The organism is Cupriavidus malaysiensis (assembly GCF_001854325.1).
Classification (GTDB): Bacteria; Pseudomonadota; Gammaproteobacteria; order Burkholderiales; family Burkholderiaceae; genus Cupriavidus; species Cupriavidus malaysiensis.
In genome coordinates, this window is the sequence record NZ_CP017754.1 from 3,233,964 (window position 1) to 3,252,416 (window position 18,453).

Here is an 18,453-nt window from a genome sequence, read left to right on the forward strand (position 1 = left end):
CGGCGGGAAGAAAAACGGCCGGGACTGGCCCGGCCGCAGGGCTCGCCGAGAAGCCCGGTTGACTGGTCCGCGGGCACGCCCGCCGGGCGCTCAATCGAAGCCCAGCTCCTGCAGCTTGCGCGTGATCGTGTTACGCCCGATGCCCAGGCGGGTGGCGGCCTCGACCCGGCGTCCGCGTGTGACGCCAAGCGCTGCCTCCAGCACGGCCTTCTCAAAGCGCCGGGTCAGGATGTCCATGACCTCGGGCTGGCCTGATTCCAGCATGGCACGCGCCTCTCCCGCCAGCAGGCTCTCCCAGTCGGGCAGCGCGGCGGCCGGCCGCCCCGCCAACGGAACGGGCGCGGCCTCCAGCACGGGCATACCGCCCCCCTCGGCCAGCAGCGCCTCGCTGCCCTCCCCGGCGCGGCCTGCGCCGTAGGCTTCGACCATACGCTCCGGCTGGCGCATCGGCGCAGGCATGGCAGGCACCTCGCCACCGATCATCTCGCGCGGCAGGTCCTTCACCTCGACGGTCTGCGCCGGCGCCATCACCGTCAGCCAGTTGCACAGGTTCTCGAGCTGGCGCACATTGCCCGGGAAAGGCAGCGTGCTGACATAGGCCAGGGCCTCGTCCGACATGCGCTTGGGCTCGACACCGAGTTCCTTGGCGCTCTTCTGCAGGAAATGCCGCGCCAGCAGCGTGATGTCCTCGGGCCGTTCGCGCAGCGGCGGCAGGCGCAGGCGGATCACGTTGAGGCGATGGAACAAGTCCTCGCGGAACAAGCCGTCCTTGACGCGGGACTCCAGGTTCTGGTGGGTGGCGGCAATCACCCGCACATTGGCGCGCAGCGGATTGTGCCCGCCCACGCGATAGAAGTTGCCGTCCGACAGCACGCGCAGCAGGCGCGTCTGCAGGTCGAACGGCATGTCGCCGATTTCATCGAGGAACAGCGTGCCCCCCTCGGCCTGCTCGAAGCGCCCGCGCCGCATGGTCTGCGCGCCGGTGAAGGCACCGCGCTCGTGGCCGAACAGCTCCGATTCCAGCAGGTCCTTGGGAATGGCCGCGGTATTGAGCGCGATGAATGGCCCGTTGGCGCGCGGGCTGTGCTTGTGCAGGGCACGCGCCACCAGTTCCTTGCCGGTGCCGGACTCGCCGGTGATCATCACCGTCACGTTCGACTGCGACAGGCGCCCGATGGCGCGGAAGACATCCTGCATTGCCGGAGCCTGGCCGAGGATCTCGGGCGCGTCCGCCAGGCGCTCGTCCATCTCCTCCTCGCGCAGGCTCTCTTCCAGCGCGCGGCGGATCAGCTCCACCGCCTTGTCCACGTCGAAGGGCTTGGCCAGGTATTCGAAGGCCCCGCCCTGGAAGGCAGCGACCGCGCTGTCCAGGTCCGAGTAGGCCGTCATCACGATCACGGGCAGTCCGGGATGGCGCGCCTTGATCGCTTGCAGCAGGTCCAGTCCGGAGCCGCCCGGCATGCGGATGTCGGAGATCAGCACCTGCGGCTCATCCTCCTCCAGCGCGGCCAGCACGTCGCGCACATTGGTGAAACTGCGCGAGAGCAGGCTTTCCCGGGCAAGGGCCTTTTCCAGGACCCAGCGGATTGATTGATCGTCGTCGACTATCCAGATCGGCTTCATATGCGTCGCTTGTCTGCTCGGTGTCATATGGTCTTCCGTCGCTCCGGCTGCCAGCGGCCTGCGATGCGGTCGCCCGGTACGCCGATGCGGACTAATGCAGCGGCAGCAGGATGCGGAAGTCGGTACAGCCCGGCCGGCTCTCGCATTCGATCAAGCCTTCGTGCTGCTGCACGAAGGTTTGAGCGAGTGTGAGACCGAGACCGCTGCCGCCATCCTTGCCCGACACCAGCGGGTAGAAGATGCGTTCGCGAATATCCTCGGGAATGCCGGGGCCGTTGTCGATGATATGCAAATCCAATGCCAGCTTGAAAAGCCGCTTGGCGATGGTCACCTGGCGGGCCACGCGCGTGCGCAGCACGATCTGCGCATCACCGGCGGCGATGCGGTCCGCCAGCGCCTGCGCCGCGTTGTGGACGATGTTGAGCACCGCCTGGATCAGTTGCTCCTTGTCGCCGCGCAGGTCGGGCAGGCTGGCATCGTAGTCACGCACGATCTCCAGGCCGTTGGGGAATTCGGCCAGCACCACCAGGCGCACGCGCTCCAGCACCTCGTGGATATTGAGCTCCGAGACGATATGGGGGTGCCGGTGCGGCTCCAGCAGGCGGTCGACCAGCGTCTGCAGCCGGTCCGACTCCTTGATGATGACCTGGGTGTACTCGCGCAGCCCGCGCTCGGGCAACTCGAACTCGAGCAGCTGGGCGGCGCCGCGGATGCCGCCGAGCGGGTTCTTGATCTCGTGCGCCAGGTTGCGGATCAGTTCCTTGTTGGCGGAGGTCAGGTCGAGGATGCGCTCCTCGCGCTCGCTGCGCACCTTCTGCTCGTTGGGCAGCACCTCGACCAGCACGGTGTCGGCCGTGGCCTCGAGCACGCCGACCACCACGTGGGCATGGCTAGGCTCCTGCAGCGCGCGCTGCAGCACCACGTCCTGGCGGCGCACGTCGAACTGCCGCGTGCGCACGCTCTCGATCATGCCGGCCAATTCCTCGGAGGGCCCGAACAGTTCCGGCAGCGCCATCTCGCGCATGGACTTGCGCGACACCGCGAAGCTGGCCTCCGCCGCGGCATTCGCATAGACGATGCGCAGGCTGGCGGCACGCACCAGCAGCACGGGGTTGGCCATCACATCGAGGCCGGCGTGCAGCGGGGCCTCGGCAGGATCCTCCTGCACGCCGGCGGCCTGGCCGGCGGCCGCGGCACCACGGTCGGTGGCTGTCACGCGGCGCGAAACGCTGCGAATCAAGCGGCGCATGGATTCAGTCCTTCAGGTTGGCGAGTTCCCGCTGCAACGCCGCGACGTTGGCTTCGCTGCGCGTGATGTTGTCACGCAGCGCGGCGGTGCGATCGAGATACTTCTGGTAATTGCGTTCATTGCCTTGACGCTCTGGCTCGCCGTTGTTGTATTCGGCACGCAGCGACGCCAGCCTGGCCTGCTCGCTCTGCAATTCCTGCTCCAGCACCGCGCGGCGCTCGCCATCGCGGCTCTTCTGCGTGGCACCGTCCACACGCGGGAAGCCCCCCGGCGCCGGCCTGGCGGTGGCCGCGGGCGCGGTGCGCCCACCGGGTACGGCCACCACCTCCGGCAGGTTCAGCTTGCGGCAGTTCTTGCCGCCGTTGCCGTTGCGGTACTCCGGCACGCCGTTCGGGCCCGTGCAGACATAGACGTCGGAGGACTGCGCCGCCACCGGCATGCTCCAGCCTGTGGCGGCCAGCACCAGAATGGCACCAAGGACAGGGATCGATTCACGCAAACGGTGCAGGCGCCGGCAGTTGGAGGTGAGCAGCGTCGGGACGGACGGTTGGGTTGGCATCGACATCAGAGCTAGGGTTGAGCGCGGAGCCCCATTCTAGTTCAGCGGAACTGCGACAAAAGAAAAAGGGACAGCCTAGGCTGCCCCTTTCCAGTGCTTCTGTTGCCAGGTCACAACCGGGCAACGGTTGCGCTTACAGCGAGTAGTACATCTCGAATTCGACCGGATGGGTCGTCATGCGGAAGCGGGTCACTTCTTCCATCTTCAGCTCGATGTAGGCATCGATCATCGAGTTCGAGAAGACGCCGCCACGGGTCAGGAATTCGCGGTCCTTGTCCAGGTACTCGAGGGCTTGGTCGAGGCTCGAGCACACGGTCGGGATCTTCGCGTCTTCTTCCGGCGGCAGGTCGTACAGGTTCTTGTCGGCAGCCTCGCCCGGGTGGATCTTGTTCTGCACGCCGTCCAGGCCGGCCATCAGCAGCGCCGAGAAGCCCAGGTACGGGTTCATCAGCGGATCCGGGAAGCGGGTCTCGATACGACGGCCCTTCGGGTTCGCCACGTACGGGATACGGATCGAGGCCGAGCGGTTGCGGGCCGAGTAGGCCAGCTTGACCGGGGCTTCGAAGCCCGGCACCAGACGCTTGTACGAGTTCGTGCCCGGGTTGGTGATGGCGTTCAGCGCGCGCGCATGCTTGATGATGCCGCCGATGTAGTACAGCGCGAATTCCGACAGGCCGGCGTAGCCGTTACCCGCGAACAGGTTCTGGCCGTCCTTCCACACGGACTGGTGCACGTGCATGCCCGAGCCGTTGTCGCCGACGATGGGCTTCGGCATGAAGGTGGCGGTCTTGCCGTAGGTGTGGGCGACGTTCTGGATCACGTACTTCTGCAGCTGGGTCCAGTCGGCGCGCTGCACCAGCGTGCTGAACTTGGTGCCGATCTCGTTCTGGCCCTGGCCCGCCACTTCGTGGTGGTGGACTTCCACGGGGATGCCCAGCGATTCCAGGATCAGGCACATCTCCGAACGGATGTCCTGGAAGGTGTCGATCGGGGCGACGGGGAAGTAGCCACCCTTCTTGCCCGGACGATGGCCGCTGTTGCCATGCTCGAATTCCTTGGCCGAGGACCACGGCGCTTCTTCCGAGTGGATCTTGACGAAGCAGCCCTGCATATCGACGTTCCAGGTCACGCCGTCGAAGATGAAGAACTCGGGCTCCGGGCCGAAGAAGGCGGTATCGCCCAGGCCGGTGCTCTTCAGGTAGGCTTCGGCGCGCTTGGCGATGGAGCGCGGATCGCGGTCATAGCCCTTGCCATCCGAGGGCTCGATCACGTCGCAGGTCAGCACCAGCGTCGGCTCTTCGTAGAACGGGTCGACGTGGGCGGTGTTCGAGTCCGGCATCAGCAGCATGTCCGAAGCCTCGATACCCTTCCAGCCGGCGATCGACGAACCGTCGAAGGCGTGGCCGCTCTCGAACTTGTCCTCGTCGAAGTGCGACACGGGCACGGAGACGTGCTGCTCTTTGCCCTTGGTATCGGTGAAGCGGAAATCGACGAACTTGACGTCGTTTTCCTTCACCAGCTTCATCACGTCTGCAACGCTGTTGGCCATGCCTATCTCCTGGGAATGCGGCTGAGTTCAGTAAGAGCCATTCTTTCGTCGATCCTCCTGGCGGTTCGGCCATTCAGCCATGGCGCGCCTGGGAAAATCGGCCTCGAAAGGGACGAGGAATGTTAGCAGAAAGCATGCCAGCGGAATCCCCAAAATGCGCTGCTGCTCCCGAAAAATGTGCACCCGCTGCAGCGCCTGCGCGACACGGCGCCCACCCGGCGTGCGTGCCGCGCCACCGCCTGGCGCGCCGGCGAATCGCCTCCGAGACCGCACGGGGCACCACGGCAAACCGGTTCGGGCGCACAAACACCAATCCGGTGCAAAACAACGACTTAAAGCACCGAAATAGTGCCGACACAGGAAAGATGCATCGATATGGTGCGGACGCCCGCATCAACCGCCCGGGGCGCACGAGGCCGTCGCGGTTGGGGCGACCGCCCTGGCGCGCTAGAATAGCCTCCTGGCAATCCCGCCATTCCATCTTCCCGTTTTTGTCGCCCAGATGACCGCACGAGACGAACTTCTCCAGGCCGCAGCCCGCCGCCAGCAAGCGCAGCAACTCCCGTATTTCGGCGCGCTCTCGCCGCAGGAAGCCTTCGGCCTGCTGCAGGCCGACCCGGCGGCCGTGCTGGTGGACGTGCGCACGCAGGCGGAACTGGACTGGGTCGGCGGCCCCGACCTGCCGGACGCGCAGCAGCTTCACATCGAGTGGATCACCTATCCGGCCGGCACGCAGAACCCGGCGTTCCTCGACCAACTGAAGGCACGCGTGCCGACCGGTGCGCCGGTGCTGTTCCTGTGCCGCAGCGCGGCCCGCTCCAAGCATGCGGCACGCGTGGCGACAGCGGCCGGTTACCAGTTCGCAATGGATGTGCTGGAAGGGTTCGAAGGCGCGCGCAACGAGCAACATCACCGCAAGACCGTCGAGGGCTGGTGCTTCCGCGGGCTGCCCTGGCACGGCGCGTGACGCGTCGCAGGCGCGGCTGCGGCTCCGGCTCCGGCGTGGGGCCAAGCACTTGGCTGCTCCATCCGCCGGGACAGGGGCGGCGGCCTGGCCGGCGATGCCCGGCCTCGGCCCGCGCAGCTGCGACAGACTAGTTTTCGACGACCTCGAATCCCAGCCCCGTCACGCCATCGCGCAGCATCGCGTAGGCGGCCTCGACGTGCTCCGCCGCCCCCTTGACCCCCAGGTCGATGTGGCGCCGCGCGAAGATCTCGCCGCGCTGTGCGTCGCCCACCGAAGGCAGGCTGAACACACGGATGCCCGGGAAGGCGGCTTCCACGCGCTCCATCAGCGGCGTCAACGTGGACTCGGGCGCCTCGAACACGAAGAAACTGCGCTCGGCCTGTCCGCGCTGGTGGAACAGGTCGGCGTAGTAGGTATCCAGCACCCACTCCATCATCGGCCACGCCATCACCGGAAAGCCGGGCATGAAGTGGTGATCGGCCACCGAGAAGCCGGGGATCCGGTTGTAGCTGTTCGGGATGATGCGCGCGCCCACCGGGAACTCGCCCATCTTGAAGCGGTGCTGGTTGTCCGGGCGGTTCAGGTCGGCCTTGGCGGGGTCACCTTCGGCGGTTTCGATGATGCGCTGGGTGATCTGCTCGCGCGCCTCCGGGTGCAGCGCGAGCGGCACCCCGAGTGCGGCCGCGGCACACTGGCGCGTATGGTCGTCCGGCGTGGCACCGATGCCGCCCGTGCAGAACACCACGTCGGAACCGGCGAAGGTGCGGCGCAGCGTGGCGGTGATGCGCTCACGCTCGTCGCCGACGTACTCCGCCCAGTCCAGCGCCAGGCCGCGCGCGCCCAGCAATTCGATGGTGCGGCGCAGGTGCTTGTCCTCGCGCCGCCCCGACAGGATCTCGTCACCGATGACGATCAGGCCGAACCCCATGATTTCCCCACTCAGGATTGTTCAATGCGCCGGACATCTTCCGGCGCGAGATCGATGACACCGGACAGCGTACCGCCCGACGGACTGGCCGGGCCGGCCGCTGCCGCGGCGCGCTCGGCGCGCAGCTTCTCCAGCGCGAGCAGGCAGAAATGCCCGAACCACAGCGCCGAGAAGATGAAAATCAGGACATAAAGCCACAGCGTGCCGACCAGCACGAAGGGAAAGAGGAAGATGATGGCCGCCGACGATACCCACAGCAGCGTCGGCGCCGAGCCGAGCAGCCCGACCGCCACGCCGATCGCCAGCAGCGGCGTGCGGTGGCGGCGCATCAGCGTCTTGCGTTCCTCGGCGGTGGCATGCTCAGCGAGTGCGTCGTAGCTCATCACGCGGTAGGTCAGCCAGCCCCACAGCAGCGGGGGGATCAGGGCGAAGAACGGCGGCACCAGCCACAGCGGCAACGTCACCAGCACCAACAGCAGGAACACCAGCGTGCTGCCCAGCGACTGCAGCACGCTGCCGACCACGCTGCCGCCGCGTGCCTTGGCCAGGCCGGGATAGCCGCGCTCGAGGTAGCGCATCACCGCGGGCACCGAGCACAGGCTGATGAACAGCAGCATCGAAGCGATCACCAGCGGGATCATCAGGGCCGCCACGAACAGCGGCGCCACTACGGCGCGCAGCGATTGCAGCGTCATCCAGTCGAGCGCGGCGTAGATCCAGCGGGTCAGCGCCCAACCTTCGAGCAGCGTGCGCGCGGCCTGCATGATGGGATCCCAGCCCCACCACAACAGTCCGCCCCACAGCGCGGTGGCAAGCAGGAAAGGCAGCACGGTCAGCAGCAGCATGCGGGGATGCAGCTGGCTGACCATGGCACGGGCAAACGAGCGGAACAGGTCGTTCATGCAGCAGGAGCGGTCGACAATCTAGCCAGGACGAAGAGACTAGCATACGCCGGCCGCGCCCGCGCCGCCTGCGCGAGCGGGCGCGGCGCTCAGCCGATACGCAGCAGCCGCTTGAGGCCCAGCCACTGCTGCTGCAGCAGGCCGGCACCGTAGTCGCGCCCCTTGCCCACCGGCGGCAGCATCTGGTCGCGGATACCGGTCGGATGGTAATCGGCGGAAAAGTCCGCGGTACCGAACAGCATGTCCCACCAGGGGAACAGCACGCCGTAGTTGCAGCCGCCCAGGCGGCCGGGACGACCGGACTGCTCGTGACCGAGGCCGACCGCGTGGTGCGTGCGGTGGAAGCGAGGGGAAATCAGCAGCCGCTCGCCCAGCCGGCCGAAGTGCAGGCGCAGGTTGGCGTGCTGCAGGCTCTGCAGCAGTTGCGACAGCGCCACCAGCAGCACGTACTGCGACGGCTCGACGCCCACCGCCAGCGCCGCCACGGCGAACACCACGTCGCGCAGCATATCGTCGAGCAAGTGGTTGCGGTTGTCGCTCCACAGCGTCATCTGGCGCTGGCTGTGATGCACCGCGTGCAAGGCCCACCACCAGCGGAAGGTATGCGAGAGCCGGTGGTACCAGTAGTCGAGCAGGTCGAACAGCAGCAGGTAGACGAAGAAGCTGACCAGCGGGATCGAGGTCACGCCCGGCCACCACGCCTCGACGTTGACGCGCTGCAACCCGAGCAGGCGCAGGTGTCCTTCCAGGCCGTCCATCAGCGGATCGAGCAGGAAGAACATCGCCAGCCGGAACAGGCCGAGCCGGTGCACCAGCGTATAAAAGATATCGGTGCGTACCGCACCGCGGTCGGTCACGGGCTCCACCGGACGCCAGCGCTCCAGCGGTCCGAGGATGAGGACCATCACGCCGATCTGCACCAGGCCCACCAGCAGCCATTCCGTCGCCGTATAGGCATCCTCGGCGTAGCCGCCCAGGCCGAGGTGGTAGACCAGCGGCAGCACCACGTTCTGGAACAACGCGCCTTCCAGCGCGCCGATCCAGCCGCCGAGCACATCCCACATCAGCGCCGGCCCTCGGCCTGCCCGGGGGCCCGCTTCGTCTGCTCCGCCGCCTGCTCCTCGAACCACTTGCGGTAGGCCGGGTGCTCGCGCAAGGTGGCGAAGCAGAAGCCCTTGTGCTCCAGGCCGCTGATCAGCGGCTCCAGCACCGCCGGTGCCCACGGATCCTTGCGCGACCAGATGCCCAGGTGGGCCATGGTGATGTCGCCGTCGCGCAGGTCGCGCAGCGCCCGCTGCAGCAGCACCGCATTGGGGAAGCGGTCGGACGGCAGCTCATCGCCGAGGAAGCCGGCCGAGGCCCAGCCCACGTGCTTGAAGCCGCATTGCTCGGCCCAGCGCAGCGTCTGCGGCGCGGTGCGCCCGCCCGGTGCGCGCCAGAGTGGCAGCATGGTCTGCCCGGTATAGGCGTGCAAAGCGGCGGCGCTGCGGCGCAGCTCGTCGCAGAAATCGCCCGCACGCATCTCGACGTCACGCCCGCCCTCGGCGCCGAACTGCGGCCGCATCGTCACCCGGCCGTCGCGCACGCTACGCAGGTAGACGTGGTCGAAGGTATGCGTGCCGAAGGCATGGCCGTCCGCGGCAAGCTCCTTCCAGTACGGGGCCCAGGCCTTGTCGAGCGAATTGTCGCCGCGCACCGTGGGCTCGTTGGCAAGGAAGAAGGTCGCCTTGATGTGGTGTTTGCGCAGCGTGCTGGCGATCAGCTCCGCCTGGCTCATGCTGCCGGTATCGAAAGTCAGGTAAAGCGTGCCGGCGCTGCAGGCGGGCGCCGCGCCAGGGGTGCCGGTGGGCACGCCGGTGGCGGCACCGGCAGCGGGCAGCAGCGCCGGCGCGGCCAGCCCGGCGCACAGGCCCAGTGCGGCCAGCACGAGACGGCTGCGGCTGCAGAAAATCGAAGATCTGCGCATGTTTGCGTTCGCGTGCCTGTCGTCAGTACAGCGGCGCGCGCGTGTGGAAGTAGATGCCATGGGGCGAGCGGCCGACGCGGATGGTCTTGACCAGCTTGCGGCTGGCCACGTCGATCAGGCCCACCGAACGCGCCCAGCGGAAGCTGACCCACAGGGTCTTGCCGTCGGCCGTCAACTCCATGTCGTCCGGGCCGGGCGGCAGGCCGGTGATGTCACCCACCTTGGTCAGGGTCTGCTGGTCGATGATGCTGATGGTGCCGGAGACCCGATTGCTCAGGAACAGGTGGCGCTTATCGCCGAGCGCGCGGAAGTTGTGGGCACCCTTGCCGGTCTGGATCTGCTTGACCACCGAGCGGGTATGCCAGTCGACTACGGCGACATAGTCGGCGCCGGTCATGCCGACCAGCACGTACTTCTGGTCGGTCGTGACCCATACGCCGGCCGGCGCCGAACCGGTGGTCATGCGCCACATCACGGTCTGCGTGGGCAGGTCGATGGCGACCAGTTCGTTGGAGTCCTGCAGCGTGACGAAGGCGACCTTGCTGTCCGCGGTGAAGGCGATATGGCTCGGCGTCTTGGCCAGCGGCAGCTGCTTGGCCAGCTTCAGCGCCTTGCCATCCCAGCGGTACAGGTCGACGCGGTCGAGCCGGTTGCCGGTGGTGAGGAACCACTTCTGGTCGGGCGAGAAACCGATCTGGTAGGGGTCGTCGATATTGGGCACGCGCTGCTGCACCTTGCCCGAGAGCGGATCGAGGAAGACCAGGTCGTTACCGACCGCGTTGGCCACGATCAGCGACTTGCCGTCCGGCGTCGCGATCAGGTGGTGCGGTTCCTTGCCGACCGGGAAGGTCTCCAATACCTTCTGCGTGTCCTTGTCGATCAAAGTGATGGTGGCATCACCGGAATTCAGTGTCACCACCACCTCGGCCCGCGCAGGCGCCGACACCAAAGCCAGTGCGCCGGCCGTGGCCAGACCTGCAACAACTCTACGCAATACGAACATAGGACCGGGATTCTGATTCGGAATGGAGCATTCTAACGGTTTCACCTGCCGCGCCGATGACCTGGCGCAAGATTCCGCGCGATTCCGGCCTCAAGAAATACCGCAGGGCGCCGTTAACCGCGCCCCGGCGAGGATGCCGCGCGCTCCGGCCGTCAGCGCTGCATCGACTCCCACACCTTCTGCAGCCGCTTGACCGACATCGGTACCGGCGTGCGCAGCTCCTGCGCGAAGAGCGCCACGCGCAGTTCCTCCAGCATCCAGCGGAACTCGTCGAGCCTGGCGTCTTCCACGCCGCGCCCTTGCGCACGCAACTGCTTTTCGGCACGCTGCCACTGCTGCTGCAGCGGCGCCATTTCCTGCATGCGCTGGCCTTCGCGCGCCGGATCGCCCTTGATCTTGTCGACACGCATGGCGATGCCCTTCAGGTAGCGCGGATAGTGCACCAGCTGGGCATAGGGCGTGTCGATGACGAACTGCTTGCCCATCAGCCGCCCGAGTTGCCCTTCCATGTCCGCGTAGGCGGCGGCGAAGGACTTGGCCTGCAGCAGCTTGCGCGGCAGCCCCGCATACTCGGCCAGCACCGCGCCGACCAGCCGCGCGATCTCCTGCGCGAGCAGGGACAGGCGCGCCCTGCCCTCGTCCTTGCGCGCGGCGAACTCCTCCGCGTTGCGCGGCAGCGGCTCCTGCAGGCAGGCACGCTCCAGCGCCAGCGCCACGATCTGGTCGCGCAGCATTTCCTGCGTGCCCAGGTTCATGTACTGCATCGCCATCTGCTGCAGCCCCGGGATGTTCTTCTCGACGAACTTGACCTGCTCGCGCAGCTGCAGCGCGAACAGGCGGCGCAATCCGGTGCGGTGGATGCGCGCCGCTTCCTGCGGATCGTCGAACACTTCGATGTCGCAGTGGCTGCCGCGGTCGACCAGCGCCGGATAGCCGAACAGCGTCTGGTTGCCCTTGCGCACCTCCAGCAGCTCCGGCAGCTCGCCGAACGACCAGGCCGTCAGCCGCTCGTACTGTCCGGCCGGCACCGCGGCGGCACCACTGCCGCCGGCCGCCTGCGCCTGACCCGCGCCGCGCGCGGCCAGGCTCTGGAACGACTGCTGCGCCTGCCCGCCGAGTTCGGCGCGCAGTTGCGCCAGGTTGCGCCCCATCTCCAGTTGGCGGCCGTGCTCGTCGACCACCTTGAAATTCATGAAGTGGTGAGCGGACAAGGTCTCGAGCTTGAAGTCGGCACGCTTGACCATGGTGCCGGTCTGCTCGCGGATATCGGCGATCAGCACGTCCACCAGCTCGCCTTCGCCGAAGGGACGGCGCTCGACGAAGCCGGCCGCGTAGTCGGGCAGCGGCACGCAGTGGCGGCGCAGCTTCTGCGGCAGCGACTTCAGCAGCAGGTGCACCTTCTCCTTGATCATGCCCGGCACCAGCCATTCGCAGCGCTCGGGGCGGATCTGGTTGAGGGCATACAGCGGCACCGCCAGCGTCACGCCGTCGCGATGGCTGCCCGGCTCGAAATGGTAGGTCAGCGCCATGTCGACACCGGCCACGCTCAGCACCTTGGGAAACAGCTCGGTGGTGATGCCAGCCGCTTCGTGCCGCATCAGCTCGTCGCGATTCAGGTAGAGCAGCTTGCGGTCGTCGGCGGCGGCCTGCTTGTACCACTGCTCGAAGCTGGCCTGCTGGTGGATGTCGGCCGGGATGGCGCGATCGTAGAAAGCGTAGATCAGTTCATCGTCGACCAGCACGTCCTGCCGGCGCGACTTGTGTTCGAGGTTCTCGATCTCGCGCACCAGGCGCTGGTTGTGCGCGAAGAACGCCAGCCGGGTGTCCAGCTCGCCGTCGACCAGCGCACGCCGGATGAAAATCTCGCGCGCCTCGGCCGGATTCATCGGCCCGTAATGCACGCGCCGGTGCTGGTAGACCACCAGGCCGTACAGGGTGGCGCGCTCCAGCGCCAGCACCTGGCCGGCCTTTTTCTCCCAGTGCGGGTCGCTCCAGCTCACCTTGAGCAGGTGGCCGCCGACCTGCTCCAGCCACTCTGGCTCGATGCGCGCCAGCGTGCGCGCGAACAGCCGGCTGGTCTCGACCAGCTCTGCCGCCATGATCCAGCGCCCCACCTTGCGCGCGATAAAGGAACCCGGCCACAGGTGGAACTTGATGCCACGGGCGCCCAGGTACTCGCGGCCGCGTCCGTCGGCCTCTTCCAGCTTGCAGCCGATATTGCCCAGCAGGCCGGTCAGCAGGGCCTTGTGCATCTGTTCGAAGGTCGGCTCGCTGTCGTTCAAGCGCCAGCCCTGCTCGGTCACGGTGGTCAGCAGTTGCGAATGCACGTCGCGCCATTCGCGCAGGCGCACGTGGGAGAGGAAATGCGCGCGGCACTGCTCCTGCAACTGTCGGTTGGTCTTCTTGTGCGCAACCGCCTCCTCGAACCACTTCCACATGCGCACCCAGCCGAGGAACTCCGACTTCTCGTCGACGAACTTGCGGTGGGCCTGGTCGGCCGCCTCCTGGGCTTCTTGCGGGCGTTCGCGCGGATCCTGCACCGACAGCGCGCTGGCGATCACCAGCACCTCGCGCAGGCACTGGTGGTCGCGCGCGGCCAGGATCATGCGGCCCACGCGCGGGTCCAGCGGCAGCTTGGCAAGCTGGCGCCCGACGGGCGTCAGCTCGTAGCTGTCGCCCTTGTTGTCGATCGCGCCCAGCTCCTGCAGCAGCTGGTAGCCGTCGGCGATGGCTCGGCCGAGCGGCGGCTCGATGAAGGGGAACGACTCGATCGCAGTCAGGCGCAAGGCCTTCATGCGCAGGATCACCGCGGCCAGCGACGAGCGCAGGATCTCGGGATCGGTGAAGCGCGGGCGGCCGGCGAAATCCGATTCCTCATAGAGCCGGATGCAGACGCCGTCCGCGACCCGGCCGCAGCGGCCGGCGCGCTGGTTGGCCGCCGCCTGCGAGATCGACTCGATCTGCAACTGCTCGACCTTGTTGCGATAGGAGTAGCGCTTGACGCGCGCCAGGCCGGTATCGACCACGTAGCGGATACCGGGTACGGTCAGCGAGGTTTCCGCCACATTGGTGGCCAGCACGATGCGGCGCGCGTTGGAGGGCCGGAACACCCGCTCCTGCTCCTGCACCGACAGCCGCGCAAACAGCGGCAGGATCTCCGTGTGCGGTGGATGGTGCTTGCGCAGCGCCTCCGCCGTCTCGCGGATCTCGCGTTCGCCCGGCAGGAACACCAGCACATCGCCCGCCCCCAGCCGGCACAGCTCGTCGACGGCATCGACGATGCCGTCGTACAGGTCGCGCTCGCGCGCGGCAGCGGCCTTGTGCGGGTCGCCTGCCGTGCCCGGCGTGCCCGGCGCATCCTGCTGGATAGGCCGGTAGCGCACCTCCACCGGGTACAGGCGGCCGCTGACCTCGATCACCGGCGCCGGCTTTCCCTGCAGGGTGAAGTGCTCGGCAAAGCGCTGTGCGTCGATGGTGGCCGAGGTGATGATGACCTTCAGGTCCGGCCGCCGCGGCAGGATCTGCCTCAGGTAGCCGATCAGGAAATCGATGTTGAGGCTGCGTTCGTGCGCCTCATCGATGATGATCGTGTCATAGGCGCGCAGCAGCGGATCGTTCTGCGTCTCGGCCAGCAGGATACCGTCGGTCATCAGTTTGACCGAGGCGCCGGGCGACATGGTGTCGTTGAAGCGCACCTGGTAGCCGACGTGCTCGCCGATCGGCGTACCCAGCTCCTGGGCGATGCGCTTGGCGGTGGAGGTGGCCGCGATGCGGCGCGGCTGGGTATGGCCGATCAGGCCGCCACTGCCGTCCGCGCCCGGGCCGCGCCCGATCGACAGGCAGATCTTGGGCAACTGCGTGGTCTTGCCCGAGCCGGTCTCGCCCGACACCACCACCACCTGGTGCGCGCGCAGCGCCGCGGCGATCTCTTCCCGCCGCGCCGAAACCGGCAGCGCCTCGGGGAACGTGATCTCCGGCAGCGGATTGGCCGGGCGGCGCGGCCGTGGGGTCCGTGGGGGACGCTCGGCATCGCCCTGGCGCGGGCGCGCGCCGCGCTGCGCGCGGCCGTCCGGTGCCGGCCCGCCGGCACGCACCGGCGCAGCGGCGTCGGCCGCGCCGACGGCGGTCCGGCGCGGGGGCTGCGGGCCGTTCGGGCTGGCGGACTGAGGGCCGGGACGGGGCGCCGGGCGGGACCTGGCCGGCGCGGCGGGCTGCCGCTCCGGCGGCAGCGGCTTGACGGGACGTTGTTCTGACATTGGGCGGGATTATAATCCGCCGGATGAACGCCAGAACCGACACGCCGCAGCCGGCGCCCCAGCCCGCCGAGCCGGCCGAACCCCAGCCCGCGCCCCCCGCCACCCCGGCCGACGCCGCCCCTGCCGCGCCCCTCGAGCGCGGGGCCCCGGCGCCGAGCCACCAGCAGTTCGTCGACTGGCTGCGAGCGGTGGCGCCCTATATCCACGCCTTCCGCGGCAAGACCTTCGTGATCGCCTTCGGCGGCGAGCTGGTCAAGGCGGGCTGCCTGGACGCCCTGGTCAACGACGTCGCGCTGCTGCACGCGATGGGCATGCATGTCGTGCTGGTGCATGGCTCGCGCCCACAGGTGCAGGAACAGCTGGCGTTGCGCCAGGTGGAATCCGAGTTCGTCGATGGCGTGCGCATCACCGACAATGCCGCCATCGAATGCGCCAAGGAGGCGGCCGGCGAATTGCGCCTGGACATCGAAGCCGCCTTCAGCCGCGGCCTGCCCAACACGCCGATGGCGGGCGCCCAGCTCTCCGTGGTATCGGGCAACTTCGTCACGGCGCGGCCGCTCGGCATCGTCAACGGCGTCGACTTCCAGCACACCGGCCTGGTGCGCAAGGTGGACGCGGAGTCGGTGCAGATGTCCCTGCATCACGGCAAGGTCGTGCTGCTGTCGCCGCTGGGCTTCTCGCCTACCGGCCAGGCCTTCAACCTGTCGATGGAAGACGTGGCCAGCGCCACCGCCAGCGCGCTGAAGGCCGACAAGCTGATCTTCATCACCGAGGTGCCCGGCGTACCCGACCCGGTCGGCAAGCTGATCCCCGAACTGTCACTGCGCACGGCGGTGGAACGGCTGCAGAACAACCACCTGCCGCGCGACGTGGCCTACTACCTCGAGCACCTGGTGAAGGCGCTCAAGGGTGGCGTGCCGCGCGCCCACCTGATCCCCTACGCGCTCGACGGCTCGGTGCTGCTGGAGCTGTTCCTGCACGATGGCGTCGGCACCATGGTCTCCGATACCGACCTGGAAAGCCTGCGCGAGGCCACGCTGGATGACGTCGGCGGCATCGTGCAGCTGATCGCGCCGCTGGAAGCCGACGGCACGCTGGTGCCGCGCGGACGCCACCTGATCGAGCGCGACATCGCCAACTTCAGCGTGATCGAACACGATGGCGTGCTGTTCGGCTGCGCCGCGCTCTACCCCTACCCGCGCGAGGGCATGGCGGAAATGGCCTGCCTGACGGTCTCGTCCGAGGCACAGGGCACCGGCGACGGCGAGCGCATCCTCAAGCGCATCGAGCGGCGCGCACGCGCGCTCGGCCTCGACCGGCTGTTCGTGCTGACGACGCGCACCGAGCACTGGTTCCTCAAGCGCGGCTTCGTGCACGCCACCGTGGACGACCTGCCGGAAGACAAGCGCAAGCTGTACAACTGGCAGCGCAAGTCCATGGTGCTGCTGAAGAAGCTCTGAAGACACACTGAAGACGCTGCGCGCGATAGGGGCGTGGGCACCGGGTCGCCCGCGCTTCGCTACAATAGCGCCACCCACGCACGGCACGCCGCCCGCCGCCCCGGCGCCGGCGGCGCGTCCCGACAATCGCACCGCACAAAATTCCAAGGAGTCTCCATGGCCCGCATGGTCCACTGCGTCAAGCTGAACAAGGAAGCCGAAGGCCTCGACTTCCCGCCGCTGCCCGGCGAACTGGGCAAGAAGATCTGGCAGAACGTGTCGAAGGAAGCCTGGGCCGGCTGGCTCAAGCACCAGACCATGCTGATCAACGAGAACCGCCTCAACATGGCCGACACGCGCGCACGCCAGTATCTGCTCAAGCAGACCGAGAAGTATTTCTTCGGCGAAGGCGCCGACCAGGCCGCCGGCTACGTGCCGCCGCAGAGCTGAGCGCCGCACATCGACCGTGATGCGGCCGTGATGCGGCCATGACGCAAAAGGGTGCCGAGGCACCCTTTTTTGTTTGCCAAGTTCCGCCCGCCTGTTACGCTGGCCGCCGGCCTTTGCTACGATGCGTCCACATCCGCACGGCGCGCAATCCGGCCCGCCCCTGCATCACCCCTGCATCACCCCTGCATCACCCCTGCATCACCCCTGCATCACCCCTGCATCACCCTGCATCTGCGGCCAGCCTGCCGCCCAGGCAGCCGCCATGGCAACGGCGCAGCCTGAAGCAAATCGAAGCAGAACGACAACCCCGGGCAGAGGAGGAGAGGAGATGGACCGCAAGATGACGCAGTACGCCGGCGCGCTGGCATTGGCCGGCCTGGCGCTGGCTTCCGGCACGGCGCTGGCCCAGGCCGGCGGCCTGACGCGCACCCTGGTCTCGCGCGAGGACACCTCGGTGCCAGGCCGCGAGGCCGTGGTGGCGAAGGTGGAGGTGGCGCCGGGCGCTCATGCCGGGCGCCATACGCATCCCGGCGACGAAATCAGTTACGTGACCGAGGGCGAGGAGTTGCTGGTGGACGGCCAGCCGCCGCGCCGGATCAAGGCAGGAGAAGCCTTCGTGGTACCGGCCGGCGTGGTCCACGACGCGCACAATCCCGGCACTACGCCGGTCCGGCTGGTCGGCGTCTATGTGGTGGAGAAGGGCAAGCCACTGGCCAGCCCGGCTCCCTGAACGGGCCGGCACGCAGGCCGGCCCCGACGGCATCAGAAGTCGGTGCGCCGCACGCCGTCCTGCGTGCCGAGCAGCAGCACGTCCGCCCCGCGCAGGGCGAACAGGCCGACCGTGACCACGCCAGGCAGTTGGTTGATGTCGGCTTCCATGCCCTTGGGATCGGTGATGCGCAGTCCGGCCACGTCCAGGATCACGTTACCGTTGTCGGTCTTGTAGATCCCGCCTTCCTTGGTCATGCGCAGCTTGGGCTGGCCGCCCAGCGCCGCCAGCCGGCGCGCGACGGCCGCACGTGCCATCGGCACCACCTCGACCGGCAGCGGGAACGCCCCCATGGCCTCGACCAGCTTGCTGCCGTCGGCGATGCAGACGAAGCGTGCCGCGACCGAGGCCACGATCTTCTCGCGCGTCAGCGCGCCGCCGCCGCCCTTGATCATGGCGCCGCTGGCGTCGATTTCGTCGGCGCCGTCGACATAGACGGGAATCTCGTCCACTTCGTTCAGGTCCAGCACGGTGAAACCATGCTGCTGCAGACGGCGCGTCGATGCCTCGGAGCTCGATACGGCACCCGCGAAGCGGTCCTTGAAAGCCGCCACGGCATCGATGAAGAGGTTGGCGGTCGAGCCGGTGCCGACGCCGAGCACCGCGCCCTGCGGTACTTCCTGCTTCACGTAGTCGGCGGCAGCCTGGGCGACCAGCGCCTTGAGTTCGTCCTGATTCATGACAGAGCCAGTGGATGCATTGGATGGAAACCCCGTAGTGTAGCGGATCGCACCGGGCGGTCCTGCACGCCGGAAGCCACGGGTACAATGGCCGCAAGGGGTGCCGCCCTGCG

The 18,453-nt window shown here is 67.9% G+C and carries 15 protein-coding genes; 4 read left to right on the forward strand and 11 right to left on the reverse strand.

The window, feature by feature from the left end; genetic code table 11:
• Positions 1–90: 90 nt before the first annotated feature.
• The 4 genes from ntrC to BKK80_RS14615 form a co-directional block, all read right to left on the reverse strand.
• Positions 91–1,623: a nitrogen regulation protein NR(I) gene (gene ntrC / locus BKK80_RS14600; RefSeq protein ID WP_071013857.1), complete on the reverse strand. Its 1,533-nt coding sequence runs from the start codon at positions 1,621–1,623 to the stop codon at positions 91–93.
• A gap of 91 nt (positions 1,624–1,714) precedes the next feature.
• Complete coding sequence (gene glnL / locus BKK80_RS14605) at positions 1,715–2,872, reverse strand: nitrogen regulation protein NR(II) (RefSeq protein ID WP_071013858.1); 1,158 nt, start codon at positions 2,870–2,872, stop codon at positions 1,715–1,717.
• 4 nt (positions 2,873–2,876) lie between these two features.
• Positions 2,877–3,431, reverse strand: a complete 555-nt coding sequence (locus tag BKK80_RS14610) for a DUF4124 domain-containing protein (RefSeq protein ID WP_156811290.1) — start codon at positions 3,429–3,431, stop codon at positions 2,877–2,879.
• A 133-nt stretch (positions 3,432–3,564) separates the two neighbouring features.
• On the reverse strand, positions 3,565–4,980 hold the full coding sequence (locus tag BKK80_RS14615; RefSeq protein WP_071013863.1) for a 3-hydroxylaminophenol mutase: 1,416 nt from the start codon (positions 4,978–4,980) through the stop codon (positions 3,565–3,567).
• 502 nt (positions 4,981–5,482) lie between these two features.
• Here BKK80_RS14615 and BKK80_RS14620 point away from each other — a divergent pair.
• On the forward strand, positions 5,483–5,947 hold the full coding sequence (locus tag BKK80_RS14620; protein WP_071013866.1) for a rhodanese-like domain-containing protein: 465 nt from the start codon (positions 5,483–5,485) through the stop codon (positions 5,945–5,947).
• Between the two features lie 127 nt (positions 5,948–6,074).
• Here BKK80_RS14620 and BKK80_RS14625 read toward each other — a convergent pair whose 3' ends face one another.
• The 6 genes from BKK80_RS14625 to hrpA form a co-directional block, all read right to left on the reverse strand.
• The gene (locus BKK80_RS14625) at positions 6,075–6,875 is read right to left on the reverse strand and encodes a competence/damage-inducible protein A (protein ID WP_071038199.1); all 801 of its coding nucleotides are present in this window, start codon (positions 6,873–6,875) and stop codon (positions 6,075–6,077) included.
• 11 nt (positions 6,876–6,886) lie between these two features.
• The gene (locus BKK80_RS14630) at positions 6,887–7,777 is read right to left on the reverse strand and encodes an EI24 domain-containing protein (RefSeq protein ID WP_071013871.1); all 891 of its coding nucleotides are present in this window, start codon (positions 7,775–7,777) and stop codon (positions 6,887–6,889) included.
• An 89-nt stretch (positions 7,778–7,866) separates the two neighbouring features.
• Positions 7,867–8,841, reverse strand: a complete 975-nt coding sequence (locus BKK80_RS14635; protein ID WP_071038198.1) for a sterol desaturase family protein — start codon at positions 8,839–8,841, stop codon at positions 7,867–7,869.
• A complete protein-coding gene (locus tag BKK80_RS14640; protein WP_083384112.1) occupies positions 8,841–9,743 on the reverse strand; it encodes a polysaccharide deacetylase family protein in 903 nt (300 codons plus the stop codon). Before BKK80_RS14640 ends, BKK80_RS14635 begins: the two co-directional genes overlap by 1 nt.
• Before the next feature lie 22 nt (positions 9,744–9,765).
• Positions 9,766–10,746 (reverse strand): YVTN family beta-propeller repeat protein, encoded by a 981-nt coding sequence (locus tag BKK80_RS14645; protein ID WP_071038197.1) that lies wholly within the window; start codon positions 10,744–10,746, stop codon positions 9,766–9,768.
• 152 nt (positions 10,747–10,898) lie between these two features.
• Positions 10,899–15,002, reverse strand: a complete 4,104-nt coding sequence (gene hrpA, locus BKK80_RS14650; RefSeq protein WP_071070072.1) for an ATP-dependent RNA helicase HrpA — start codon at positions 15,000–15,002, stop codon at positions 10,899–10,901.
• A 23-nt stretch (positions 15,003–15,025) separates the two neighbouring features.
• Here hrpA and argA point away from each other — a divergent pair, with 23 nt between their 5' ends.
• The 3 genes from argA (at position 15,026) to BKK80_RS14665 (ending at position 17,621) form a co-directional block, all read left to right on the forward strand.
• A complete protein-coding gene (gene argA / locus BKK80_RS14655; protein WP_071038195.1) occupies positions 15,026–16,462 on the forward strand; it encodes an amino-acid N-acetyltransferase in 1,437 nt (478 codons plus the stop codon).
• A gap of 156 nt (positions 16,463–16,618) precedes the next feature.
• On the forward strand, positions 16,619–16,891 hold the full coding sequence (locus BKK80_RS14660; protein WP_071013883.1) for an oxidative damage protection protein: 273 nt from the start codon (positions 16,619–16,621) through the stop codon (positions 16,889–16,891).
• A 328-nt stretch (positions 16,892–17,219) separates the two neighbouring features.
• On the forward strand, positions 17,220–17,621 hold the full coding sequence (locus tag BKK80_RS14665; RefSeq protein WP_071070074.1) for a cupin domain-containing protein: 402 nt from the start codon (positions 17,220–17,222) through the stop codon (positions 17,619–17,621).
• Positions 17,622–17,653: 32 nt separating this feature from the next.
• Here BKK80_RS14665 and rpiA read toward each other — a convergent pair whose 3' ends face one another.
• Positions 17,654–18,340 (reverse strand): ribose-5-phosphate isomerase RpiA, encoded by a 687-nt coding sequence (rpiA, locus tag BKK80_RS14670; RefSeq protein ID WP_071013888.1) that lies wholly within the window; start codon positions 18,338–18,340, stop codon positions 17,654–17,656.
• Between the last annotated feature and the right edge of the window lie 113 nt (positions 18,341–18,453).